Source organism: Lichenibacterium dinghuense, from assembly GCF_021730615.1.
Classification (GTDB): Bacteria; Pseudomonadota; Alphaproteobacteria; order Rhizobiales; family Beijerinckiaceae; genus Lichenihabitans; species Lichenihabitans dinghuensis.
Genome location: NZ_JAJLMN010000001.1, coordinates 2,337,115 through 2,360,000, shown reverse-complemented (window position 1 = coordinate 2,360,000; position 22,886 = coordinate 2,337,115). Strand labels below are relative to the sequence as shown.

Annotated in this window: 18 protein-coding genes and 2 pseudogenes; 4 read left to right on the top strand and 16 right to left on the bottom strand. The window is 67.9% G+C overall.

The genetic code is table 11. The features are described 5' to 3' along the window. Positions 1-744: 744 nt before the first annotated feature. A pseudogene (locus L7N97_RS30535) lies at positions 745-1,350 on the bottom strand (recombinase family protein); the annotation flags it as partial. Next, positions 1,350-1,586 carry a recombinase family protein gene (locus L7N97_RS11455; RefSeq protein ID WP_237478407.1) on the bottom strand — a complete coding sequence of 79 codons (237 nt, stop codon included), beginning with the start codon at positions 1,584-1,586 and terminating at the stop codon, positions 1,350-1,352. The pseudogene L7N97_RS30535 and the gene L7N97_RS11455, both read right to left, overlap by 1 nt. 341 nt (positions 1,587-1,927) lie before the next feature. Between L7N97_RS11455 and L7N97_RS11450 the strand changes: the two genes are divergently transcribed. Further along, the gene (locus tag L7N97_RS11450) at positions 1,928-2,077 is read left to right on the top strand and encodes a hypothetical protein (RefSeq protein ID WP_237478406.1); all 150 of its coding nucleotides are present in this window, start codon (positions 1,928-1,930) and stop codon (positions 2,075-2,077) included. 303 nt (positions 2,078-2,380) lie between these two features. Here the strand turns inward: L7N97_RS11450 and L7N97_RS11445 are convergent, their stop codons facing one another. The 10 genes from L7N97_RS11445 to L7N97_RS11400 all read right to left on the bottom strand — a co-directional run bounded on the left by L7N97_RS11445 (position 2,381) and on the right by L7N97_RS11400 (position 12,760). Beyond that, a complete protein-coding gene (locus L7N97_RS11445) occupies positions 2,381-3,319 on the bottom strand; it encodes a choline kinase family protein (protein ID WP_237478405.1) in 939 nt (312 codons plus the stop codon). 25 nt (positions 3,320-3,344) lie between these two features. Further along, positions 3,345-4,295, bottom strand: a complete 951-nt coding sequence (locus tag L7N97_RS11440; protein WP_237478404.1) for a phosphotransferase family protein — start codon at positions 4,293-4,295, stop codon at positions 3,345-3,347. After that, positions 4,292-5,599, bottom strand: coding sequence for a Zn-dependent hydrolase (locus L7N97_RS11435; RefSeq protein WP_255721648.1), 1,308 nt, complete (start codon positions 5,597-5,599; stop codon positions 4,292-4,294). The genes L7N97_RS11440 and L7N97_RS11435 overlap by 4 nt, the downstream gene beginning before the upstream one ends. Next, positions 5,574-6,326, bottom strand: a complete 753-nt coding sequence (locus L7N97_RS11430) for a DeoR/GlpR family DNA-binding transcription regulator (protein WP_237478402.1) — start codon at positions 6,324-6,326, stop codon at positions 5,574-5,576. Before L7N97_RS11430 ends, L7N97_RS11435 begins: the two co-directional genes overlap by 26 nt. Before the next feature lie 92 nt (positions 6,327-6,418). Continuing rightward, positions 6,419-7,972: an amidase gene (locus L7N97_RS11425; RefSeq protein ID WP_237478401.1), complete on the bottom strand. Its 1,554-nt coding sequence runs from the start codon at positions 7,970-7,972 to the stop codon at positions 6,419-6,421. Between the two features lie 41 nt (positions 7,973-8,013). Further along, the gene (locus L7N97_RS11420) at positions 8,014-8,754 is read right to left on the bottom strand and encodes an ABC transporter ATP-binding protein (protein WP_237478400.1); all 741 of its coding nucleotides are present in this window, start codon (positions 8,752-8,754) and stop codon (positions 8,014-8,016) included. Then, on the bottom strand, positions 8,754-9,500 hold the full coding sequence (locus L7N97_RS11415; protein WP_237478399.1) for an ATP-binding cassette domain-containing protein: 747 nt from the start codon (positions 9,498-9,500) through the stop codon (positions 8,754-8,756). The genes L7N97_RS11420 and L7N97_RS11415 overlap by 1 nt, the downstream gene beginning before the upstream one ends. Beyond that, positions 9,497-10,579: an ABC transporter permease subunit gene (locus L7N97_RS11410; protein WP_237478398.1), complete on the bottom strand. Its 1,083-nt coding sequence runs from the start codon at positions 10,577-10,579 to the stop codon at positions 9,497-9,499. Before L7N97_RS11410 ends, L7N97_RS11415 begins: the two co-directional genes overlap by 4 nt. After that, entirely contained in the window at positions 10,576-11,442 is an 867-nt protein-coding gene (locus L7N97_RS11405; protein ID WP_237478397.1) for a branched-chain amino acid ABC transporter permease, read from the bottom strand. The genes L7N97_RS11410 and L7N97_RS11405 overlap by 4 nt, the downstream gene beginning before the upstream one ends. 73 nt (positions 11,443-11,515) lie before the next feature. Continuing rightward, positions 11,516-12,760: an urea ABC transporter substrate-binding protein gene (locus L7N97_RS11400; RefSeq protein WP_237478396.1), complete on the bottom strand. Its 1,245-nt coding sequence runs from the start codon at positions 12,758-12,760 to the stop codon at positions 11,516-11,518. A gap of 271 nt (positions 12,761-13,031) precedes the next feature. Here L7N97_RS11400 and hflX point away from each other — a divergent pair, with 271 nt between their 5' ends. Then, positions 13,032-14,387 carry a GTPase HflX gene (hflX, locus tag L7N97_RS11395; RefSeq protein WP_237478395.1) on the top strand — a complete coding sequence of 452 codons (1,356 nt, stop codon included), beginning with the start codon at positions 13,032-13,034 and terminating at the stop codon, positions 14,385-14,387. Positions 14,388-14,886: 499 nt separating this feature from the next. Here hflX and L7N97_RS11390 read toward each other — a convergent pair whose 3' ends face one another. Further along, on the bottom strand, positions 14,887-16,071 hold the full coding sequence (locus tag L7N97_RS11390) for an IS91 family transposase (RefSeq protein ID WP_237478394.1): 1,185 nt from the start codon (positions 16,069-16,071) through the stop codon (positions 14,887-14,889). Between the two features lie 4 nt (positions 16,072-16,075). After that, positions 16,076-16,981: a tyrosine-type recombinase/integrase gene (locus L7N97_RS11385; RefSeq protein ID WP_237478393.1), complete on the bottom strand. Its 906-nt coding sequence runs from the start codon at positions 16,979-16,981 to the stop codon at positions 16,076-16,078. A 300-nt stretch (positions 16,982-17,281) separates the two neighbouring features. Here L7N97_RS11385 and L7N97_RS11380 point away from each other — a divergent pair, with 300 nt between their 5' ends. After that, positions 17,282-17,662, top strand: coding sequence for a hypothetical protein (locus tag L7N97_RS11380; RefSeq protein ID WP_237478392.1), 381 nt, complete (start codon positions 17,282-17,284; stop codon positions 17,660-17,662). Positions 17,663-17,993: 331 nt separating this feature from the next. Here the strand turns inward: L7N97_RS11380 and L7N97_RS11375 are convergent, their stop codons facing one another. Then, positions 17,994-19,043: an IS110 family RNA-guided transposase gene (locus L7N97_RS11375; protein WP_237477084.1), complete on the bottom strand. Its 1,050-nt coding sequence runs from the start codon at positions 19,041-19,043 to the stop codon at positions 17,994-17,996. A gap of 179 nt (positions 19,044-19,222) precedes the next feature. On the opposite strand from L7N97_RS11375, the pseudogene L7N97_RS11370 reads away from it, so the two are divergent. Further along, positions 19,223-20,079, top strand: a pseudogene (locus L7N97_RS11370) (IS5 family transposase). Between the two features lie 9 nt (positions 20,080-20,088). Here the strand turns inward: L7N97_RS11370 and L7N97_RS11365 are convergent. Then, complete coding sequence (locus L7N97_RS11365) at positions 20,089-22,293, bottom strand: MGH1-like glycoside hydrolase domain-containing protein (protein WP_237478391.1); 2,205 nt, start codon at positions 22,291-22,293, stop codon at positions 20,089-20,091. Positions 22,294-22,886: the final 593 nt, after the last annotated feature.

Here is a 22,886-nt window from a genome sequence, read left to right as displayed (position 1 = left end):
AGCCGCGGCGTCGCTCTGCCCAGACCCCAGCGCCAGCATCGCCGCGAGCTCGCCCCGCACTTCGATCGTGGGCGGCGCTTTCGGGTCGGCGGGGGAGGGCACCAGACGTACTTCGTCGATCAAAGCCCGGATCTGCTCGCGCGCCGCCGCCGCGTCCTCCCCTCCCAGCGCCGCCTGCAGCACCGCCACCTTCGCCCCGTACAGTTCCGCCAGGTTCGGCATCAGCCGCGGCGCCGGGGCTTCCGCCACGGCCAGCTCGGCCTCCAGCGTCGCCTTGCGGCTCTCGGCATCACGCAGCGCCGACAGGATCGCGGCCGAGCCGCCGTCTTCGCCGATCACCCCGACGAGGTTGCCGATCTTGCGCGCGAGACGCTTCAGCTCATCGCGCTGCCCCTCCTGCGCCACGGCGCGGCCCTTCTGCGCCGCGTTCCATTCCGCCGTGAAGCCGCGCACGAAAGCGGCGTAGACCTCCGGCGCCATCAGCCGCGTGCGCAGCGCGTCCAGGACGGTGTCCTCCAGCACGCTCCGCTTCATCGTGCGCCGGTTGGTGCAGACGGACGCGCCCCTGTTGCGCGCGTCCGAGCATCCGACGTGCGTCGCGCTGATCACCGACACCCCGCCGCCGCAGGCGCCGTAGCGCAGCAGTCCGGACAGCAGATAGCTCGGCCGCTTCTGTCGCCAGAAAGGCAGGCTTTCCGAGGCTGCGTTCCCTCCTCGGCGTCCGTCCATCTCGGTCTGGCGCCCTTTCACCCTGGCCCAAAGGGCGTCGTCGACGATCCGCAACTCGGGCACAGGCTTCCTCAGCCACTCACCCTCGGGGTTCAGCTGCGAGCAGTGTTTCTGCCGGTCGGGGTGCTTTTCGTAGCGCAGGCGGTTCCACACCAGCACGCCGACGTAGAGCTCGTTGTTGACGATGCCGGTGCCGCGCGTACGGTTGCCATAGATGGTGCTCTGGGACCACTTGCCCCCACGAGGGCCCGGGATCCCCTCGCGGTTCAGGGCCGCAGCGATCTTCTTCGGTGAAAGATTGCGCAGGCCGTAGTCGTCGAAGATGCGCCGGACGACCTCGGCTTCGGCGACGTTGACGCACCTTTGGCCTTTATCCTCGCCCTCGGCGGTGGCCACGACGTCGTAGCCGTAGCTCAGCCCTCCTGCGGAAGCGCCGTCCTCGATGCGCCCGTGCAGACCGCGATGGGTCTTCTCGGCCAAGTCGTCGAGGAAGACGGCGTTGATCGTCCCCTTGATGCCCATGACGAGCTTGCTCGCATGGCCCTCTGCACAGGTGTGGATCGCGACGCGCGCGTGGCGGCAATGCTTGCCGAAGTTCTCGGCCTCCTCGCCGTCGCGCATCAGCCGGTCCAGCGACTCCGCCACGACCACCTCGAACTGCTTGATGGCACGGCGTCGCGCAGGGCCCGGTAGCCGGATCGGCTCGCTATGCTGCCGCTCTGGGCGCGGTCGAAAAAGGTCGGGTCGACCTGCCAGCCTTGTCGGCGGATGAGGTCCTCGCAGATGCGGACCTGGTCCTCGATGGACGCGTCGCGTTGGCGGTCGGAGGAGAACCGGGCGTAGATGGCGGCGCGCATGTCGAGCTCCGGCGTTCAGCGTCGCGCGCACGATCGCGCGCGGGGCCGGTGATTACAAATCGAATCGTCCTGATCTGATTCAGGGCCCGCCAGCCCTGATCCCCAGCTTTGCACCCGTCTGGGGGCGCCGCTGGTACACTTCGCCCATCGTCGGCGTCGACCTCGCGCCGCAACGCACGAGGATAGATGCCATGGGAAAGAAGAGCGTTGAGCCGAAGGACCCCGAAACGCCTTCGACAGGCCTGATGGGTCGATCAAACGGGACGGGCAGAGTCAGACCGGGCACTGGGTCACGGCGCGGTCGGAATCCTTTGGAGGAGTTTGCCGAGGAACTCGGTCGCTTGGCGGCGCGCGACATTTTACGCGGCTCGTGCATGATCTCGGCGCCGGAACTCCTGTTTGTGCTCGCGCTGGTCTACGCCGTGGTCGTGGCGGTCTTGCACACCCATGCCATGCACGTCTCGACCGCTATGACATCTCTGCCATACTGACCCTGATGACTGCGAACTAGATGAGCCTGTCGGGAGTCTGAGCGACCGTGACCGAATGGCGCGCTCGGACTCAAGTATGGCGATTCCGGGTGGGAGGCGGAACGGCCGCTTCGGATCCTGACCAGGTGGAAGCAGACGTTCGCGTCGGCCGCCGTCAGACAGCTCGTGGTGCAAGAGTCTTCGCGAAACGTATTCCCTTCCGGTAGAGACGAGCACGCGTCGTCGATAACATTGATCCTTCGAGCGCCGGAGTGGCGATAGACCATCATGTTCCTGTTCGGAACGATGGCCATGCTCGACCCGTCACAGCCGGGTCAGCCATCCGTGCCAGTCGGGGTGGTGGAACAGGGTGCGGGCCCGGCGGTGTTTCCAAGTGCCGTACTTGTAGTAGTCGAAGTCGAGGGCGGAGACAGCCTCCTGGATCATGGCCCAAGTGGCCCATTTCAGGTCGGCGAGCGCCTTCATAACAGCGATGCGGGCCTCCAGCATGGGGTCGACGCGCCCCCAGTAAGTCTCGATCATCTCGCGCTCGACGTCGAGCTCGAAACCCATCTCGTCGAACCAGAGCGCCATCTCGTAGCTGCGCTCGTTGTTGGCCGCGTATTCGAAGTCGACCAGCACGACGCGGTCGTTGGCGTCCAGCATGAAGTTGCCCGCCAGCGTGTCGTTCATGCAGGGGACGAGATCGAGGCCTGCGGCGAGGAACGCCGACTTCGCGTCCGCGAAACGGCGCATCAGGAAGGCGTGGTCGGCCGGCACGCGGCCCCCCACCGCCGCGACCTGCGCGACATGCTCCTCGATCTGGTCGAAGATCGTCTTGGTCAGCGACAGGGAAGCCGAGTCGTTGAAGGCCTTCAGGGCCGCCGCGGCGTTGCGGCGCACGGAACCGCGCAGGAAGTCGAGGTTCGTCGAGGCCCGGAACCCGTCCACGAAGGCGAAGATCTCGACGCCCCTTTCGGGCAGGAAGCCCACCACCTCGACGCCGAAGCCGCAGGTCTCGGCCCGGCGGCTGGCCTCGTGGGCGGCGTGGCGCGCGATGAACATCTCGGTGCCGCGGCCGGGCAGCTTGACGAAATAATCCCGGTCGCCATCGATCGACACGCGCCAGTTGCTGTTCGACAGCCCGCCCGCGACCGGGCGGTAGCGCACGGCGCGCCCGGTCCAGGCCGGCACCTCGGCGAGGACCGCCTCGATGGCTCGCTCGCCCTCGCCGACGCCCTCGCCCGACCGCTTCCATGTCATGACGCTCTCGCCTCCGTACCGGCGCTCACAGGCGCCGCAGCCACGTCTCGAAGTCCCGCGCCCCGATCGCCGCGCGGGCATGGAGCAGGCGCCATTGCCCGTATTTGAAGAACTCGACGCCGCTCCGCCGCGTCGTCATGGCGCGCGTCACGCCCCAAAGGCCCCACATCACGTCGTCGACGGCGCCGTAGAGGCGACAGCGGTTGAAGGCGCGCTCGTCGCAGCCCCCGGCGTAGCGCATGATGGCGACCCTGCGCTCGGCGTCGAAATCGCAGGCCTCGTTGATCGTGGCGGCGACATCGAACCAGGGGTCGTTGTCGCCGGCCGTGTCGAAATCGACGAGGCGGAGGGCGGTGCCGTCGAGCATGACGTTCGAGGCCGTTCCGTCATTGTGGCAGAAGCGCAGATCGAACCCCGCAGCCTCGACCGCCTCGCGGACCAGCCCCACCGCGGCGAGGAGAGACGGGGCGTCGCGGGGCAGCGGCGCCCCGACGGCGGCGGCTTCCGTCGCCAGGGCGGCGATGCGATCGAAGGGGCAGAAGCGTCGCCCGAGCGGCGGAGCCTCGTGCAGCCGACGCTTGGCCTCGAGCACGCGGCCCAGCGTGTCGGCATCCTGGAGGTCGCCGACGGTGGCTGTGCGCCACGGCGGATCGAGGCAGGCCAGGGCCAGCACGCCCGTGGCATCTCCCAGGACCTCGGGGCCGACGCCGAGCTCGGCCGCCTTGCGGGCGGCGTCCGCGGCCCAGGGAACGACGTCGGTCGCCATGTCGGCGTGGCGGATCTTGATGAAGACCGGCGGCGACCCGGCCCGCTCGACGCGGATGCAGTCCGACGCCACGGCCCGGTGCACCGGGGACGCGACCGGGGCCGCGGCGAGAACGCCCGTCGTCCCCCACGCGGCCGCCCCGCCGGGCAGGCGCCGGAGCGCGTCCGCGACCCGGATCGACAGAGGGTCGACCTCGGGGTCGGCCGTCATGCTGCCGCTCCGAGCTGGCGCAGGGCACGCTCCGGCGAGCCGCCTGCGCGGCACAACCGATCGGCGGCGGCGAGGAGCACGTCGCGCCCCGCGTCGAGGTCGGCCGCCTTCGTCGCCTCGCGCTCGTTGTGGGCGATGCCGTCGATGCTCGGCACGAAGATCAGCCCCACGGGGCACCGGCCGAGCAGGCTGAGCGCGTCGTGCCCCGCTACCGTGTCCATTCGGATCATGCGGTGACCTGCCGTCTCGGCGCAAAGGGCGACGAGGTCGCAGACGACGTCGGGCAGCGCTCGGATCGGGCGCTCGGACCGGACAGCGACCGTCAGGCCGACGCCGGCCGCGCCAGCGGCCGAGACGAGGAGGGCGTCGGCGCGTATCCCCGCCTCGGCCAGCACGGCATCGTCGGCGGAGCGGACTTCCAGGGACAGCGAGACGCGAGCCGGAACGACGTTGGGTGAATTCGGCTCGACCAAGAGTCGCCCGACCGAGGTATGGAGCCGGCCGGGCCAGCGGTCGGCCAGGGCCCGCGCCGCCGTGACGGCGTGGGCCGCCGCCAGCAGCGCGTCCCGCCGCCGGCCCATACGGGTCGGCCCCGTGTGGGCCTGCTCGCCTTCGAACACGGCCTCGATCTTCAGCGCACCCCAGTTCCGCGACACGACCCCGATCGTGGCGCCGTCATCCTCGAGCACCGATCCCTGTTCGACGTGGAGTTCGAGATAGCAGGCCGCCATGGCAGGCGCGACGTCACGACCCCGGTGCCCGATGGCCTCCAGCGCGTCGCCGAGGCTCACCCCGTCGTCGTCCAGGCGCGACAGCGCGAAGGCGGCATCGTGGTGGCCCGCGTAGGCGCCGCTGCCCAGCAGGCTCGGACGGAACCGCGCGCCCTCCTCGTTGGTCCAATTGACGGCGCAGAAATCGGCGTCGAAACGCGCCCCATCCCGTTTCCGCGCCATCAGACCGCGGCCGACGTCGAGCGCGGCCGCGACGCCGAGCGCGCCATCGAGCCGGCCGGCACGCATCTGGCTGTCGAGGTGCGATCCCGCCATCACAAGAGCCGCGCCCTCGATCCCGGCGAGCGGAAATCGGCCGAACTGGTTGCCGACGCCGTCCGTGGTGACGACGGCGCCGGCTTCGGCCAGCAGGGCCGCGAAGAGGCCGCGCGCCTCGCCGTCGGCCGGCGAAGCGCAGAGCCGCGTGACCCCGCCGCCCGGCGTCGCCCCGAACCGTGCGAACCGCGCCAAAAGGCCGTGGATGTCGTCGGCTCCGCCGAGGCATTCCTCAGGCTGAGATGATCTCGATGTCATACCGGTCGAACGCGTCCTGGAAAGGTTTCGGGGGAGGGCGGTCGGTGACCAGCGTCAGCGGGGCGTCGAGCGCGAACGTGTTGATGTTGGCCTGCCGGCCGAACTTGCCGGAATCGGCCAGGATCACGGACCGGCGCGCCTGCTTCTTCATGGCCCGGCGCAGCACGCTCTCGTGCTCCTCGTAGTCCATCCAGCCATGGTCGATGTCGCAGGCCGAGATGCCCATGAAGGCCACGTCGAAGAAGTAGCGCTGCGCATAGGCCACGGTCTCGTATCCCACGAGGGCGTGATCCTTGGCGCGGACGGTGCCGGGCGTCATGGCGACCGTCGCGGGCCCGTCGGCGAGCGTCAGGGCGACGTCGATCGAGTTCGTCGTCACGGCGAGCTGTCGCCCCTTGATCTGCCGCGCCAGGGCCAGCGTCGAGGTGCCGGTGTCGATGAAAACCGACATGCCGTCCTGCACCAGCCGCTCCGCCAAGAGGGCGACGCGGGCCTTCTCGCGCGGGGCGATGCGACCGCGTTCCGTCAGCGGCCGGTCCCGATCGAGGCGCTGGGGCACGGCGCCGCCGTGGATGCGCCGCAGAAGGCCCTGCTCCTCGAGCTGCTTGAGGTCGCGCCGGATCGTCTCGTCGGACACCTGGAGGAGGGTGGCGATTTCCATCACCCCGACCCTCCCCGCGCTGCGCAGGCGCGCCAGGATTTCCCCGTGGCGATGGTCCGTCAGCATCGTGATCGCGCCTCCCGTCCGCCGCGTCGTGGTCCGACTCGCATTGTAGCGGGTTCAGCTTGGGTCGAACTCGCGGCGCGCGACAGGGCATCTCAGGCCCCGGCGAGCTGCGGGGCGCGGCGGTGCTGGGTCGCTGTCTCGTAGTCGAAAGCCATGCCGAGGAGGGCGGCCTCGCTCCACAGCGGACCGACGAAGATCAGGTTGAAGGGTGCGCCGGACGCGTAAGATCCCGCCGGCACCGTCAACCCCGGCAGGCCGGCGATGTTGATCTCGCAGACCGTGGTCTCGTGAAGCGTCTCGGTGCCGTATAGCGGCGGCAGTGCGTCGCGCATCTGGGGGAAGACGAAGCCGTCGAGCCGCTCGCGCGCCATCACGCGGTCGAGGATGGCGAGGTAGCCCTCCCGGGCCGAAAGGAAGTCGGACAGGTCGGGCGGCGTCAGCGGGGCGGCGAGGGCAGGTCCGAACTGCGGCAATTGATGCATCATGTGCAGCACGCCACCCGGCGCGAAGCAGTCCTCCTCGGCTGTGGCGGCGGCGAAATCCGCGAAGGACCGGAGGGCCGCCGACGGCCCCATGCGCTGGAGATAGTGGTGGAGATCGAAGGCGACCGATTCCATGCCGCGCGCGTCGTAATGGTCGGATCCCTCGACGGGCTGGCCGATGTCGGCGAAGCCCGAGCCCGCCAGCGGGTCGTCGACCAGCACCGCGCCGCGGGCCGCGATCTCGGCCTGGGCGCGGCGGTAGAGCTCCGTCGTCTCGGCCGACAGCGACCGATTTCGCCAGCCAGGCCCGTAGAGGCCGAGGCGCTTCCCGCGCAGGGCGTCGGCAACGAGGCCCGAGGCGTAGCCGCCCGCCGGCCGCTTGCCGATGCCCGCGACCGTCTTCGGGTCTGCCGCCGTGTAGCCGGCGAGAACGTCCAGCGTCAGCGCGGCGTCGCGGACGCAGCGCGCGATGGGGCCCACGACGTCGCGGGTGCTGCCGGCCAGCGGCATGACGCCGGCGTTGGGCACGAGGCCGAAGGTGGGCTTCAACCCGACGAGCCCATGCGCGGAGGCCGGGTTCTGGATCGAGCCGCCGGTCTCCTCCGCGAGGCCGAGGATCGCCATGCTGGCGGCGACGGCCGCTGCCGTGCCGGCGCTGCTGCCGCCCGGGATGCAGTCGGGGGCAGCGACGTTGATCGTCGGTCCCGCCCAGCTGTCGTTGGCGTGGCTGCCGGTGGCGCTCAGCACGGGGACGTTGGTCTTGCCCAGCATGACGCAGCCGGCCGCCCGCATACGGGCGACGACGGGCGAGTCCGTCTCGGGGATCAGGTCGATGCCGCCGGCCTTCGCGCTGAGGAAGCGCCAGCCGCCGGTGCTGGGCAGTCCCGCGACGTCCATCGTATCCTTGATGACCACGGGCACACCGGCCAATGGCCCGAGCGCCTCGCCGGCGGCGCGGCGACGGTCGATGTCGCGCGCGTCGTCGAGCGCGTCGGGGTTCATCACGATGATGGCGTTGTAGCGCGGGTTGTAGGCCGCGATCCGGTCGAGAAAGAGCCGGGTAAGGCTCTCCGACGTCATGCCGGCCGCGAAGGCGGCCTGGGCGTCGGCGACCGTCATCTCGACGAGGTCGGGCGCGACGGCGGGGGCGGAGGTGGCGTCCATGGGAAGGGGATCTCGCGTGGCGTGAGGATTTTGAGGACAGGTCAGTCCATGCCGACGAATTCGTCGATCATGGCGCGATTTCGGGCGACCTCCGGAGGCACTTCGCCGGTGATGACACCCTTCTTCAGGATGAGGATGCGCCGGGACAGCGAGGCGATGAAGTTGAGGTTCTGCTCGACGAGCAGCACCGTGATGCCGCGCTCCCGGCCGATGAGCTGGAGGGTGTCGATGATCTCCTCGATGATGGAGGGCTGGATGCCCTCGGTCGGTTCGTCGAGCAGGACGATGCGGGGCGCGCCGCAGAGGCATCGCGCCAGCGCCAGGAGCTGCTGCTCGCCGCCCGACAGGGCGCCTCCCGGCCGGTCGAGATAGGCCTTGAGGCGCGGGAAAAGCTCGAGGATTTCCGCGATCCGCTCCGCCTCCCGGGCGCCCCCGAGCAGGCAGCCCATGCGCAGGTTCTCGTGGACGCTGAGGCCGGGGAAGATCTCACGCCCCTGGGGCACGTAACCCAGGCCGGCACGGGCGCGTTCGGTGGGCGCCAGCGCCGTGATGGGCCGGCCGGCGAGCGAAACCGTGCCGGCCGTGGCCGGCAGGTAGCCCATGAGGGTGCGGAGCAAGGTGCTCTTGCCCATGCCGTTGTGGCCCAGGATCCCCACGAACTCGCCCTTACCGACCGCCAGCGTCACGCCGCCGAGGATGGGGATGCGGCCATAGCCGGAATGGAGGCCCTCGACCGACAGGAGCGGAGTGACGGCGGGAGGGAGGTTCGCTGCGCCGTGCATCATGCCGCCTGCTTGCCGAGGTAGACGTCGCGCACCCTCTGGTCCGCGAGGACGCGCCCGACCTCGTCCTCCATCAGGATGCGGCCCTGGTTGAAGACCGTGACGGTCCTGGCGATCATGCGGATGAAGGGCATGTCGTGCTCCACGACGATGAGGGCATGGGTCTTATTGATCTCGCCGATCAGCTCAGCGGTGCGATGCACCTCGTCCTGCGTCATGCCGGCGGCCGGCTCGTCGAGCAGCACGAGTTCGGGCTCGCCGGCCAGCACGGTCGCGATCTCGACCCACTGACGCTGTCCGTGGGCTAGTTGGCCGACCGGGAGGCCTGCGATGGAGGTCAGGCGAAGGCGCACCAGCATCTCGTCCACGATGGCGTCGGCGCGTTCCACGGACTTCTGCCGTGCCGCGCCGATGAAGACGTTCTCCCTCACCGTCAGGGCGTTGAAAACGTTGGGCACCTGGGTCTTGATGCCGACTCCGCGCCTGGCGATCTCGTGAGGGTTCGCGCCGGTGATGTCGGCGTCGCGCAGGCGGATGCGCCCGGCGCTCGGCTTCAGCTGGCCGGTCAGCATCTTGAAGAAGGTGCTCTTGCCGGCCCCGTTGGGGCCGATGAGGCACCGCAGCTCGACCTCGCCCAGCGTGAAGTTCACGCTGTCGACGGCCTTCACGCCGCCGAAGCGCATCGACACGTCGGTGGCCTGGAGCAGCGGACGGAACGGGGCGGCTCCGGGGCGGGGCTCGGTCATCGGCGCGTCTCCTGCGCGAGGGGCTGGACACCGCGCAATCGCACGCTCTCGGGCGCCTGAGCGCTGGGCTTCCTCCGCGACCCGATCCGGGCCAGCAGGGCGCGCGCCGTGGGCAGCAGGCCTTGCGGGATCAGCAGGACGAAGGCGACCAGGATGGCACCGAGGCCGAGGTTTGGATCCACGGTCGATTGGCCTCCGGCGGCGTTGATCAGCCATTGGATCAGGACGGCGCCCAGGATCGGGCCCAGCAGGGTGCCGAGGCCGCCGACCAGGACGAAGATGATCACCTGGGCGGACATCGACAGGGCGAAGACCGTGGGGCTGATGAAGCCGCCCCAGTTGACGTAGATGCAGCCGGCGAGGCCCGCGATGCCGGCCGAGATCGTGAAGGACAGGAGTTTGTAGAGTCGCGGGTCGTAGCCGATGAGCTGAGCCCGGGTCTCGTTCTCCCGGATCGCCACCACCACCCGCCCGAACCGGCTCGCCAGCAGCACCCGCAAGAGGGCGTAGACGGCGAGAAGGCTGCCCATGGCGACGTACCAGATGCCGGTCTGGTCTAGCGGGTCGTCCGGCATGCCGGGGACGTTGATGGGCGGCACCGACGGCATCCCGTTGAAGCCGCCGAGTTCCGCTTGGCCGATATGATATTGGCTGCCCGAGGTGGTGTTCATGAGCTGGAACAGGATCACCGAGACAGTCAGGGTGATGACCCCGATGTAGGCGTCCGAGATGCGGCCGTAGAACATGAAGTAGCCGAGGGCCGCGGCGAACAGCATGGGGACGGCCACGCTGATCAGAACCGGCACGGTGCTGTCGCCCATGTCGATGGCGGCGACCGCATAGGCATAGGCGCCGAGGCCCAGGAACGCCGCCTGGCCGAAGGACATAATCCCGGCGAAGCCCCACACATAGCCCTGACTGAGCGCGAAGATCGCCACGGCGGCGAAGAGCGTGAGCTGGACGAGGCCGTAGGTGTCGAAAACATGCGGGGCGCCGACCAGGATGGCGAGGCCGGCCGCGACGACGGCGAGAAAGCCCAGCGCCGACCGTCGGCGCGTGGACAGGACGTTCGGCGTCATAGGCTGCGCCTCAGGAAACGGCCGGTGATGCCCTGCGGCAGCACGCGGATGAGCAGGACGGCGGCGCACAGCAGGGCGACGTCGCCGATGACGGGAGAGGTGCGGAAGGACACGATTTCGTCGATGAAGCCGAACAGCGCCGACGCCAGGCCCGTGCCGGTGACGATGGCCGGTCCTCCGCCCAGCACCGTGATGAAGGCGCGCGCGACATAGGCCGCCCCCATGGCGGGCGACACGCCCGAGATCGGCGCCAGCACGCCCCCGGCGAGGCCGGCGAGCGCCGAGCCGAGCGCGAAGGTGGCCATGTAGACGGTGCCCGGCGTAACCCCCAGTGCGGCGGCCATGTGGGGGTTCTGCATGGCGGCGCGCAGGATCAGGCCGAACCGGGTGAAGCGCAGCAAGGCCAGCATGGCGACGATCGCCAGAAACGCGGTGCCGATCAGCACGAAGTTGAACAGGCTCGCCCCGTAGCGGCCGATGTCGAAGCTGCCGACGGGCGTCGGCACGGCCTTGATCACGTTGCCGTAGAGGGTCGTGACGAGGCCGATCAGCCCGAGGCTGATGCCCCAGGTGGCCAGCATCGTGTCCATCATGCGCCCGTACAGAAAGCGGATGACGGTTCGCTCGACCACGAGGCCGATCACGCCGACGACGAGGGGCGGCAGAACCAGCATCGCTATCCAGATATTGACGCCGTGATCGACCGCCGTGACGGCCGTGTAGGCGCCGAGCATCATGAACTCGCCGTGGGCGAGGTTGATGATCCGCATCATGCCGTAGATCACGCCGAGACCGAGCGTGATCAGGATCAGGGTGGCGATGCCCGTCACCACGTTGAACGCGACGAGGCCGGTCAGATCCATGCGGGCGACTCCGAGGGTGCGGCGGCGTAGAGTGAAAAGACCGGCAGAGCCTCGCTCCGCCGGATCTGCGACATCACAGCGTCGGCACGAACTGCTTGTTGGTCTTCGGGTTCTTGACGAGATCGCAGGCCCCTCCGGTGTCGGCCGGGTACTGATCCGGGAACGTCTGCAGGATGTCCCACTTGCGATCCTTGGGCGTCGCCAGATAAGCGGTGCGGATCGTATGGTGGGTCTTGGGATCCATGGTGACTTTGCCAGAGGGCGTTTCCACCGTGATGCCGGTCTCCAGCGCGTCGATGACCTTGTCGCGGTCGACCGAACCCGCCTTCTTCACCGCCTCGGCCCAGAGCATGATGCCGTCGTAGGTGGCGGTATCGAGCTCGCTGAGGTCCGTGACGTCGGCACCGTACTTGGCCTGCATGCCCTTCACGAAGTCGACGCTGGCCGGCGTCGTGAGGGAATTGTACCAGCCGTAGCAGGTGATGATGCCGTTCGTGGTCGACGGCTCCATCGTGGTGAGCTCGTCGCCCAGGCCGAACACGCTCGACCCCATTGGGATTTTGCCCTTCATCCCGGCGGCATCCCACTGCCGATAGAACCCCGAATGGTTGGCGCCGACCAGCGCCGACAGCACGATGTCGGGGGCCGCCTGTTGGATGCGGCTGATCGCGGACGAGAAGTTGGTGACGTCGAGCGGGAAGAAGTCCGTGCCGAGGACGGAGCCACCGCCGTCCTTCATGAATTTCGTCATCCAACTGGCGGTGATGTGCCCGTAATTGTAGTCGGCGGCGACGATGTAGGCCTTCTTGCCCCAGTTCTTCAAGGCGTAGTCGACGATGTGGTCGACGGTCTGGGCCGGGGTCGACCCGGTGCAGAACACGTTGCGGTCGCAGACGCCACCTTCGTATTGTGTGTTGTAGAAGTAGAGCGTCTTGTCGCGATCGAAAATCGGGCGGATGGCTTCGCGCGAGGCGGATGTGATGCCGCCTTGGATGACGTCGACCTTCTCTTCGAGGGCGAGTTTCTGGGCATATTGTGAGTAGAGCTGCATCGTGGACTGGGTGTCGTAGGCGATGAGCTTGATGGGCCGGCCGAGCAGACCGCCGGCGGCATTCAGCTTGTCGACGGCATATTCCGTGGTCTGGATCATCCGCCGGCCTTCGAGGCCGAGCGCCCCCGTTCCGTCGAGCAGGCTGCCGAGCTTGATGGGCTCGGCCGCGAAGGCGCGGCGCGCATAGAACGGCATCGCGACCGTGCCGGCCAAGGCGGCGCCTCCGAGCTTCAGCGCCCTGCGCCGGCTGATCGTGTCCTGGGTCATGAAAGGCGGCTCCGATGGAGAGGCGGGGGCCGTGCGGACGAGGGCCGTCCGGCTGGCGACAGCGCTTTTGCAAACACGATGCCAACATTTCCCACAAAGGGCACATCCGACATTCCTGGCGCATCGATGAGGCACGAGGGCCGGCGATCATCACAGGAGGGTGAGGAGGGCTCGTGAGTCAGGCAGAAACCCACAAAAGCATCATCTCGGCCCTCGTGATCGAAGGCGAGCTGTGTGGAGAACAGACCTCACGACCGTGCTACGCAAACGCATGGAAACCAAACTCCCCGTCCCGCGCGCCATCCTGGTCGGCGTCCAGCTTCCCGGCGTCGATGACGCCGCCCATGCGGCGAGCATCGAGGAACTCGGCCGCCTGGTGAAGACGTTGGGCTACGAGGTCGTCGGCACCCTGTCGCAGCGACGCGAAGCGCTCGATGGCGCGACCGTGTTCGGCAAGGGGCGGCTGCACGACTTGGCGGCACTCACCGGCGGCACGGGCGTGGTCAGCACGATGGCGGCCCCATCGACGTCGAAAGCGCGAGGGCGCTTCGATGCGGGCGGCGAGTCGGCTGCCGTGCCGAACGAGCCCGGCCCGGACATGCAGCCCTCGGCCGACGTCGTGATCGTCGACCATGAGATCTCGCCGAGCCAGGCGCGCAACCTGGAGCGGGCGACCGGCGCCGAGGTGCTGGACCGGACCGGCGTGATCGTCGAGATATTCCACCGCCACGCGCGCAGCCGCGAGGCCAAGCTCCAGGTGGAGATGGCCCGGCTGCAATATGTCGTCCCCCGCCTTCGAGAGTCCTCGACCGGGGGCGGCCGGCAACGCGGCGTCGGCGCGGGCGAATCCAACATCGACCTCGACCGCCGCAAGGTCCGGGACCGCCGCGCAGAACTCAAGGCGCAGCTCGAAGAGATCCAGCACGACGACGAGCAGCGGCGCTCGGCGCGTGGCGACCAACTGCGGGTCGCGCTTGTCGGCTACACCAACGCAGGCAAGTCGTCGCTGATGCGAGCCCTCACGGGGAGCGAAGTGCTCGTGGCCGATCAGCTCTTCGCGACACTCGACACGACCGTGCGGGCGCTGCGGCCTGAAACCTCGCCCCGCGTGCTCATCTCCGATACGGTGGGCTTCATCAAGAAGCTCCCGCACGACCTCGTCGCCTCGTTCCGGTCGACGCTAGCAGAAGCGCTCGATGCGTCGCTGCTGCTCTACGTGGTCGACGCTTCCGATCCGACCTACGAGGCGCAACTCGAGGTCAGCCGGTCCGTCCTGCACGAGATCGGCGCGGACGCAGTCCCCTCGATGCTGTTGCTCAACAAGATGGATCGCGTGGACGATGCCGGTCGGGCCGCGCTGGCCGCCAAGCATCCCGATGCGATCCCCCTGTCGGCGAATTCCGTCGCCGATGTGGCAGCGCTGCGAGAAACGGTGATCGCCTTCTTCGAATCCTCCATGGTGAAAGACCGGCTCACGCTGCCTTACGCCCAGCAGGGATTGATCGGCGCCGTTTACGAGAACGCTCGCGTGATGTCGGAGGAGTTCGACGCGGAGGGTCGCATTCTGCACATCTGCGGCCTCCCCGGCGCGATCGCGCGCCTGCGCAAGATCCTCGCAGCCTCGTAAACGCGGCATGCATCAGCGACAGCAGAGCGGACGCCAATATTCGTCCGGCAAGGATCGCGATAGGCACGCAGCCGCCGACCCGGCTGAGCCGTGATCGTCCGCTTCAGAGTGTGGCTCGATGGACGCCGAATGTCCTATGGTGAAGGGTTACGGACGGCGGCCGGCGCAGGTCGTGCGTCCGGGCTGAGGGCCGGCGTCCGTAAGCCGCCCAAGGACGAACGCGCGGGGGGCGGTCTCGCGCTATGGGAATTTGGCGGGACGGGCGAGCGCGCGGATGCGCCGCGGCCAGTCCAGACTGGCGGATCCGTGGCCGGACGAGGCGTGAGATCGGTCCGCAGGCGCTGCGATCGAGGTTCGCCGCCGATGCCGGCAGGCCGATGGTGCTGTCCCGGGCTCGCTGCGGACGATGCCGGACGCCGTGAGGGCGAGTGTGTCCGATGGCCGAAGCGGCGTCCCTTCGACCCTATGCTGGATCTGGCCGTGCCGGATCACGACACCCTCATCCGGCTCTCCATCGGTGCGGGGGCGGAGCCCGGGCGCGGGCGACGCCCTCGAAGCTCTCGATGACGAGCATGCGTCCGCCGCAGCAGGGGCATGGGGTGCGCCGCTCGGCCGAAGAGGCCGGCTTGGGGGCCTCGGGCGGTGCGGGGACGGCGAGCAGTTCGCGGGCGCGGGCGATGTTGGCCTTGCACCGTCTCGTGGCGAGCAGGCCGTAGTGGCGGATGCGGTGGAAGCCCTTGGGTAGGACATGCACGAGGAAGCGTCGGATGAACTCGTCGGCCGACAGCGTCATGGTGCGGTGACGGGCGTCGCCGTCGCGGCGATAGTCCTTGGTGCGGAAGGTGACGCCGGCCTCATCGAGCGAGATCAGGCGCCGGTTCGAGATGGCGACACGGTGCGTGTAGCGCGACAGGTAGGCCAGCACGGCCTCCGGACCACCGAAGGGCGGCTTGGCGTAGACGACCCACTTCTTGGCTTTCATGGGCGCCAGGTGGCGTTCGAAGGCCTGCAGGTCGTTCAGCTCGGCCCTATCGCCGAAGAAGCGGAGCCGGCCCGCGGCATGGAGTGCGGTCAGGCCGGTGAGGAACAGTCGGCGGAACAGCTTGCCGAGCACGTGGACGGGCAACAGGAAGGCGGGCCGCGACGAGATCCAGCGCGTGCCATCGAGCGAGATGCCGCCGCCCGGCACGATCATGTGGACGTGCGGATGGTGGGTCAGCGCCGAGCCCCAGGTGTGCAGCACGGCCGTGATGCCGACGCGGGCGCCGAGGTGGCGCGGGTCGGCGGCGATCGTCAGCATGGTCTCCGACGCCGCCCGGAACAGCAGGTCGTAGACCGCGGCCTTATTGGTGAAAGCGATGTCGGCGATCTCGGCCGGCACCGTGAACACCACGTGGAAGTAGCGCACTGGCAGCAGGTCGGCCTCACGCGCCGCCAGCCAGTCGCGCGCGGCCGCGCCCTGGCACTTGGGGCAGTGCCGGTTGCGGCAGGAGTTGTAGGCGACGCGGGTGAGGCGGCAGCCCTCGCAGGCCTCGACGTGGCCGCCGAGCGCCGCGGTGCGGCAGCTCTCGATGGCCGACATCACCTTGAGCTGGCCGAGGCTGACGTGACCGGCATGGGCGGCGCGCCAGGCCGCGCCGTGCCGGCGGAAGATGTCCGCGATCTCCAGCGCGGAACGCGACACCGGATCAGGCCCCGGTGTCGGCGCCCTCCATCAGCAGCTTGAGGCGCTCGAGCGGGCTCGTCACCGCCCGGATGGTGCGGGTCGCCACGCGGGCGTAGAGCGCGGTCGTGTTGAGCTTGGAATGGCCGAGCAGAACCTGGATGACGCGGATGTCGACGTCCTGCTCGAGCAGGTGGGTGGCGAAGCTGTGGCGCAGCGTGTGGGGCGAGACGCGCTTCCTGATGCCGGCCGTCTCGGGGGCCTCATGGACGGCGCGGCAGAGCTGGCGCGTCGACAGCGGCTCCAGGCTGTTCTTGCCGGGGAACAACCAACCTTCGGGCAGCATCACGCCGCGGCGTCGGCCCTCGCGCCACCATTGCCGGAGCAGCTCCAGCAGCTGCGGCGACAGCATCGCGTTGCGGTCCTTGCGCCCCTTGCCCTGTTCGACGCGGATCAGCATGCGGGTGCTGTCGATGTCGCCGGTCCTGAGCCCCACCACCTCGGACACGCGCAGGCCGGCCCCGTAGGCCACCCCGAGCGCAGCCCTGTACTTTGGGCCCCGCGCCGCTTCAAGCAGCCGCCCGACCGCCTCGACGTTCAGCACGGTCGGCAGCTTCTGGGCGTAGCGCGCCAGGACGAGGCGCCGCGACAGGTCCGGCCGGTCGAGCGTGACGTTGAACAGGAAGCGCAGCCCCGACACCGCGTTGTTGACCGTGGGCGGCTGCACCCCGCTATCGGCCTGTTGAATCTGGAAGCGGCGGACGTCCTCGGGCGTGGCGGTCTCGGGCGAACGGCCCAGGAAGGCCGCGAAGTTGCGCACCGACATGATGTAGTTGCGTTGGGTGTCTTCGTGCAGGCCGCGCATGGCCATGTCGTCGAGCATGCGGCGGCGGAGCGGGCTGACGGAAACGGAGGCTTGTTGCTGGGACATCGCGTGATCCTCGCGAGATGAGGGGTGGACCCTCATGCTCGGAGGCTGGCGCAACCCGCTCAAGCACTCGCGCTGATCTCCAGTTGTGCCCTCCCCCTCAGGAAGCCTCCCCGCGAGAGCGGGTTCGTCCTTGGGTCGACTCCCGCCGCACAGCAGTTGTGGGTGGACAGCGGAACGGCGGCTTGCGAATGTATGCAGAAGCAAGCGGACGTTCGTGCAACCCTGACCTCATTCCCGATCGCGCCGGGACACATTATGATTGGCCAATTTTTACTGGCGCGGAGCTGCGGATGTAGATCGATGGCTTTCCCGTATCAACGTGGTTACGGCCGCCGTCCAACCCGTCTGATGGCTCGCCCCGATACCCCGGCCTGTTTCGGCGTGAAAGTATTCGTTGAACAAGAGCAGTTCGCGCCAGTGCGGGTGCGTCGCATAGCGCGTCTCTCCTCCATGGCATGGCCGGTGCCCCTCGGCATCGGGCAGGAACAGAGCGACGAGGCGCCGCGCCAGGTCGGTCGCGACCTCGTCGAGGGTCATGAGCTCGCCCGAGCCTGCAGGGCATTCCACGCGGAAGCTCGCACCATAGAGCAGGTGGGCGCGCCGCAGTCCGATTATGATCAACAGATTGACGGGGAACCACACCGGTCCGCGCCAATTGCTGTTGCCGCCGAAGGCCCCTGAATCGCCTTCACCGGGAACGTAGTGGATCTCGAAGGTTTCACTGCCGTGGCTAAGAGCCTTCTCTGATTGGGGCTCTGGAGGTCAAGCGCTCCTGTCAGGTTTTTTGTCCCGTTCCCGCGGGTCACACGCTTCTCTTCGCGGTCGGCGTTTCGCCGCCGCATGATGGGGTCAGTCCGGCTCGGTCCCTCGATCTGTTTCACGACCTCGCGACGTCGCCGCGGGCTCAAGACTCTCAACGAGGTGGCCTTACCGATCGTCCCCACGGGAACGGTCCACATCACCCTTTCAGGTGAAGCTCGTGCGGGTGGCGGCCCGCGGTGTCCTCCGAGCGTCAGGCAACTACGGTGGCGGGCGCGGTGGTCGGCCCGGTGCCGAACCGAAAGTCGGTACCGTCGCTCCACATCCGGTGCAGGACCACGGCCAGCTTTCGGGCTACGGCAACGCGCGCCCGCGCCATGCCGCGATGCTTGGCGATCGTCATGCCCCAGGCCCGCAGGCTGGACCATTTCTGGCTGCGCACGAGCAACGCGTTAGCGGCCTCGTACAGGGCCGTTCGCGCCAGTTCGTCGCCGCATCGGCTGATCTTGCCCTGAATGTCGGTCTCGCCCGACTGGTAGCGCGAGGGCGTCAGGCCGAGATGGGCACCGACGTCGCGCGAATGGCCGAACCGATCGGGTCGGTCGATCGTGGCGCGAAACGCCAGGGCGGTGATCGGGCCGACGCCGGGTGCGCTCATCAGCCGCCGACAGATCTTTTCCTCGCGCACGATCTTCAGCACCTGTTTTGTCAATCGGGCGAGCTGCTGGATCATCGTCGACAGTACAGTGAGCAACGGCTCCACCATCGCCAGCAACGCTGTGTCGTCCGAGCAGAGTTCGCGCACACGCTTGTCGAAGGCCGCCCGGCTCGGCGTGCCGACCTTCAGCCCGGCTTCCCGAAGCATGGCCCGAACGACGTTCTCGATCGACCGCATCTCGTTCAGCACCGTGCGGCGTGCGACCAGCAGCGAGCGCCACAGCCGGCACTGCTGCGACTTGACGTGCACCTGCCGGAACCAGCCGGTGCGCATGATCTGCGCCAGGGCACGCGCGTCGTTGCGGTCGGTCTTGTTGGGCATGGTCTTCATGGCGGCGTTGGCCTGCCGTGTCTCGATGCAGACCGCCGCCAGCCCCGCCGCGCGCAGGCCCTCGTGCAGCCAAGCCGTCAACGAGCAGGCTTCGAGGCCGATCCGCTCGATCGGCAGCTTCAAGCCCTGCAGGGCCGCAACCAGCGGCCCTGGCGCGCTCGCGGCGCGCAGCTCCTTCACGATCCGACCCGCGTCATCGACCACGCAGATCGCGGTCTCTTCCAGGGACACGTCCAGTCCGGCATAGTACGTCATGGTTGCTCCTGTCGCGATGCTTGTGGCCGCTCGACACGGACCACGTTGAACCATCCGGGCAGGAGCAGCCACCGTTGGGCCTGGGCTGGAGCCCCAATCACCCCATCTGACCCAAAAGGATGGATGACGTCGTCCTGGTTGTGTGATTCAGAGCCGGCGAGCGAGCGGGCAGGATCACCATGTGGACCGACGAGCAACGAAAAACCTACAGGCGCCTGGGTGGCGGCTTTCCGAGCGATGTCACGGATGCGGAGTGGGCCGTGCTGGGGCCGCTGATCCCGGATGCCACTCCGGGTGGCAGGCCCCGCAAGACCGACATGCGGTCGGCGATGAACGCGCTCCTGTTTCTGCTGCGAACCGGCTGCCCGTGGCGCTATCTGCCGCGGGATGGCTTTCCTCCGCGTTCGACGGTGTACAACATCTTCCGCAAGTTTCAGGCTGACGGCACGTGGCATGCGATCTGGGACCAGCTTTACCCGATGCTGCGGGAGCGCGAGGACCGTGAAGGTTCCCCTTCCGCCGGCATCATCGACAGCCAGACGATCAAGTCGGCCGAAAAAGGGGCTGTAAAGCCGAGAAACAGACCGCCGACGCAGCCGACGCGGTGGGTTACGAGCCTGGAAAGAAGGTGAAAGGTCGCAAGATCCACGCGCTCGTCGACACACTGGGTTTGCCGATCCGCCTCGTCGTCCACTCGGCAGGCGTTCAGGACCGCGACGGCGCGGCGCTTCTGTTCGACAAGATCAAGCTCCGGTTTCCGTGGCTGGAATGTGTATTCGCCGACGCGGGCTATAATGCGCAACAGACCTATGAGGCGGCAGCGAGCAATGGGCTGCGGCTGGAGGTGGTCCGCCGCAATCCCAAGGCGGTCGGCTTCGAGGTGATCAAGCGCCGGTGGGTTGTGGAGCGGACCTTCTCCTGGCTCGGGCGGAACCGGCGCCTGGCCAAGGATTTCGAAAACCTCGCCTCGACCCTGCTCGCCTTCGTCACCCTCGCTGCCATCCAGTTCGGCATCCGGCGACTCGCGCGATCGTAGGCTTTTGGGTCAGGCTCTAAGCGCGACTGGCTCGTCGGCATGCCGCTTGGACAGGCTGCGCAGCCCAAAGCGCGACAGGAACTCCCCTTCGTCCAACATGCGAGCCAGAAGCCGCCGGAGCCGCTCCCGCGGCACCAGGGCCACGAAGGGGGCTCCCGCGAAAAGGGCTTCGCCTTCGGCAGCCGTGCCGCGATGGCCTCGATGTTCCGGGTGATCGTCCAGTCCCTCCTCGATCTGGCGCACCATGTCCGGGACGGCGTCGCGCTGGTCGGACCGCAGGATCGTGCTGGCGACCAGCGGCAGCAGTCCGACGACGCTATGCACCTTGAGCGGCACCGGCGGTCGATCCTCCTCGCGGATCTGGTCGTAGAAGAAGCCCGTCTCCTCATCCCACAGCCCCGTGCCGAGCGCTGTGTTGATGGCATCGACGATCAGAATGAAATGATGGAAAAATTTGACGCCCATCTCCTGGTACATTGGCCGTTCCTGGGCCAACTCGACGGCGATCGTCAGCATAACGGAGCAATAGAGTCCCATCCAGGCAGTCGCGTCGGCCTGGAGCAGCGCTTCGCCGAACGGCAGGGCCTGATCGCGATCGAAAAGGCCGATGTTGTCGAGCCCCATGAACCCGCCGCCGAACAGGTCCTTTCCCGAGGCGTCCTTGCGGTTCACCCACCACGTGAAGTTCAGGAGCAGCCTTTGGAAGGCCCGCTCCAGGAAGTCGATGTCCGGGCGGCCCGTGGTTTCGCGGTCTGCCTCGAAGACGCGCCAGATGGCCAGGGCGTGCACAGGCGGGTTGGCATCATCAAAGCCGAACTCGTAGGCGGCCAGCGCCCCGTTGGGATGCATGTAGCGTTCGCTCAACATGAGCAGGAGTTGGCTCTTGGCAAAGTCGGAGTCGATCTCCGCCATGGGAATCATGTGGAAGGCGAGATCCCAGGCCGCAAACCAGGGGTACTCCCACTTGTCCGGCATCGAGATGACGTCATGGGCACGCACATGCCGCCACCCTGCATTGAGGCTCTGCGCATCCCGGGACGAAGCAGCGTCACCGTGGCGGTCGTGCCAACGTTTGACGTCGAAGATATAGACCTGCTTCGTCCACAGCAGCCCTGCATAGGCCTGCCTCATCACCCGTGCTTCCTCGATACCGGCACCGGCCGGTATGCGCGAGGCGTAGAACGCGTCGGCCTCCTCGAGGCGCTGTATCAAGCATGCATCGAAGCCCCGCACGTCGAGCGGTTCCGGCTCCCTCTGATCGTCTCGCGCAAAGCGAAGGCGCAGGACGTGGTCCATGCCAGGTTCGATCCGCAGATGGAACGGGAAAGCCGCCTTGGTGCCGCGGCGTGCGGGATCTACCGCGCCGCCGTCGTTTCCGACGATCAGACGGTGGAAGGCGTCTTTGGTGTAGGCGAATGCATCATCTCCGCCGGCATCCTCGTTGCCGGTGAAGACCGGCTCGGGCACTCCGGCGGTACCCGGCAGAGGCGACAGACGATAGAGCCCGAGGTCGTCGTGCCGGGCCAGGATGGAGGTGCTTTCCACCCACATCTCCGGCCGACGACCGGGGTGCGGACCACCCCGTCCCCAGGCGTTGCGGAATATGAGCGTGGGAAGCAGGGCGAGGTCGGCCGTCTCGGGCCCCCGGTTGCGCACCGTGAGGCAGATCAGCATGTCCTCGGGACTGCGCTTGCCATACTCGACCATGATGTCGAAGTAGCGATCCTCGGCAAAGGCGGTCGTGTCGATGATTTCGTATTCCGGATCGCCGAAGCCGCGCCTGCCGTTCTCCTCCACTAGCTCCGCGTAGGGGAATGGTCCCTGCGGGTACTTATAAAGTGCTCGGGCGTAACTGCCGCTCGGAGTCCCGTCGAGGTAGTAGTAGAGTTCTTTGACGTCTTCGCCGTGGTTGCCTTCGAGGTTGCTGAGGCCGAACAGACGCTCCTTCAGGTGGTCGTCGCGCCCGTTCCAGAGCGCGATCGAGAAGCAGAGCCGCGCTTCCCCGTCACACCAGCCGAGCAGCCCGTCCTCGCCGGAGCGATAGGCGCGCCGGCGGCTGTCCTCATAGGGGAAGGACGTCCAGGCCTGACCGCCGCCGGACGTGTCCTCGCGGACCGTACCCCACTGACGCTCGGGCAGGTAGGTGCCCCATAGGCGCCAGTCGCGCTTGTCCGGTCCCATGAGCCGCTCGTCCTCGACGCCCGTCATATCCATCCCCGCGCTCTCGCCGCGCGGAGACCCGCACGGACTGCATGCCTCCAGGATTGCGGTGAACAGTCGGCACGTCGCGCCCAACCTCTCAAGGCCGCGGGCGGACAGGCGACGAACCTTTGCCGTCCTCTAGTCCGCCGCATCCTGACAGGCCTGTCCCCGAGGTCCATCTCAGTCCAGAAACGGCGCCCGGTCTACAGCCAATATGGCTTGATCGGATATTTCGCCGCGACATGCGTTCGGAGTTAAGTCCAGCATGATTTCCGATCGATACATGCGTGGCTTAGGAGGCGCGCTCATGGATAGGCTTTGACAGACTATCGGAATCAAGCCAAATTTGATCTTGCGTTGACCATCGCAAATGTTTCATTCTTGAAGCCGTCCGCCCTTCTGCATCCCTCCCAGGCCGCGCGCCGCTCCTGCAAAGACAGACCCATGCGGGCCCTTTTCCATCGATGCGAGGCCAGTCGCGTGCGCCTACAGGTTGCGCCCGTGGTCGTGCCCTGGCGATTCGATACGCGCCGCAGAACATCGGCGCCACCCGGCAGCAGAGCATGGACGGAACCGGCGTCGCTTATCGCGTCGGCGCGCCGGTC

Excerpts from the sequence above, each read along its gene's own strand:
- L7N97_RS11405 (WP_237478397.1), bottom strand. The coding sequence starts at position 11,442 with ATGGATCTGACCGGCCTCGTCGCGTTCAACGTGGTGACGGGCATCGCC.
- L7N97_RS11365 (WP_237478391.1), bottom strand. The coding sequence starts at position 22,293 with ATGGATATGACGGGCGTCGAGGACGAGCGGCTCATGGGACCGGACAAG.
- L7N97_RS11445 (WP_237478405.1), bottom strand. The coding sequence starts at position 3,319 with ATGACATGGAAGCGGTCGGGCGAGGGCGTCGGCGAGGGCGAGCGAGCC.
- L7N97_RS11385 (WP_237478393.1), bottom strand. The coding sequence starts at position 16,981 with ATGTCCCAGCAACAAGCCTCCGTTTCCGTCAGCCCGCTCCGCCGCCGC.
- L7N97_RS11380 (WP_237478392.1), top strand. The coding sequence starts at position 17,282 with ATGGCTTTCCCGTATCAACGTGGTTACGGCCGCCGTCCAACCCGTCTG.
- L7N97_RS11435 (WP_255721648.1), bottom strand. The coding sequence starts at position 5,599 with ATGACATCGAGATCATCTCAGCCTGAGGAATGCCTCGGCGGAGCCGAC.
- hflX (WP_237478395.1), top strand. The coding sequence starts at position 13,032 with ATGGAAACCAAACTCCCCGTCCCGCGCGCCATCCTGGTCGGCGTCCAG.
- L7N97_RS11440 (WP_237478404.1), bottom strand. The coding sequence starts at position 4,295 with ATGACGGCCGACCCCGAGGTCGACCCTCTGTCGATCCGGGTCGCGGAC.
- L7N97_RS11415 (WP_237478399.1), bottom strand. The coding sequence starts at position 9,500 with ATGACCGAGCCCCGCCCCGGAGCCGCCCCGTTCCGTCCGCTGCTCCAG.
- L7N97_RS11375 (WP_237477084.1), bottom strand. The coding sequence starts at position 19,043 with ATGACGTACTATGCCGGACTGGACGTGTCCCTGGAAGAGACCGCGATC.
- L7N97_RS11425 (WP_237478401.1), bottom strand. The coding sequence starts at position 7,972 with ATGGACGCCACCTCCGCCCCCGCCGTCGCGCCCGACCTCGTCGAGATG.
- L7N97_RS11410 (WP_237478398.1), bottom strand. The coding sequence starts at position 10,579 with ATGACGCCGAACGTCCTGTCCACGCGCCGACGGTCGGCGCTGGGCTTT.
- L7N97_RS11430 (WP_237478402.1), bottom strand. The coding sequence starts at position 6,326 with ATGCTGACGGACCATCGCCACGGGGAAATCCTGGCGCGCCTGCGCAGC.
- L7N97_RS11420 (WP_237478400.1), bottom strand. The coding sequence starts at position 8,754 with ATGCACGGCGCAGCGAACCTCCCTCCCGCCGTCACTCCGCTCCTGTCG.
- L7N97_RS11400 (WP_237478396.1), bottom strand. The coding sequence starts at position 12,760 with ATGACCCAGGACACGATCAGCCGGCGCAGGGCGCTGAAGCTCGGAGGC.
- L7N97_RS11455 (WP_237478407.1), bottom strand. The coding sequence starts at position 1,586 with ATGCGCGCCGCCATCTACGCCCGGTTCTCCTCCGACCGCCAACGCGAC.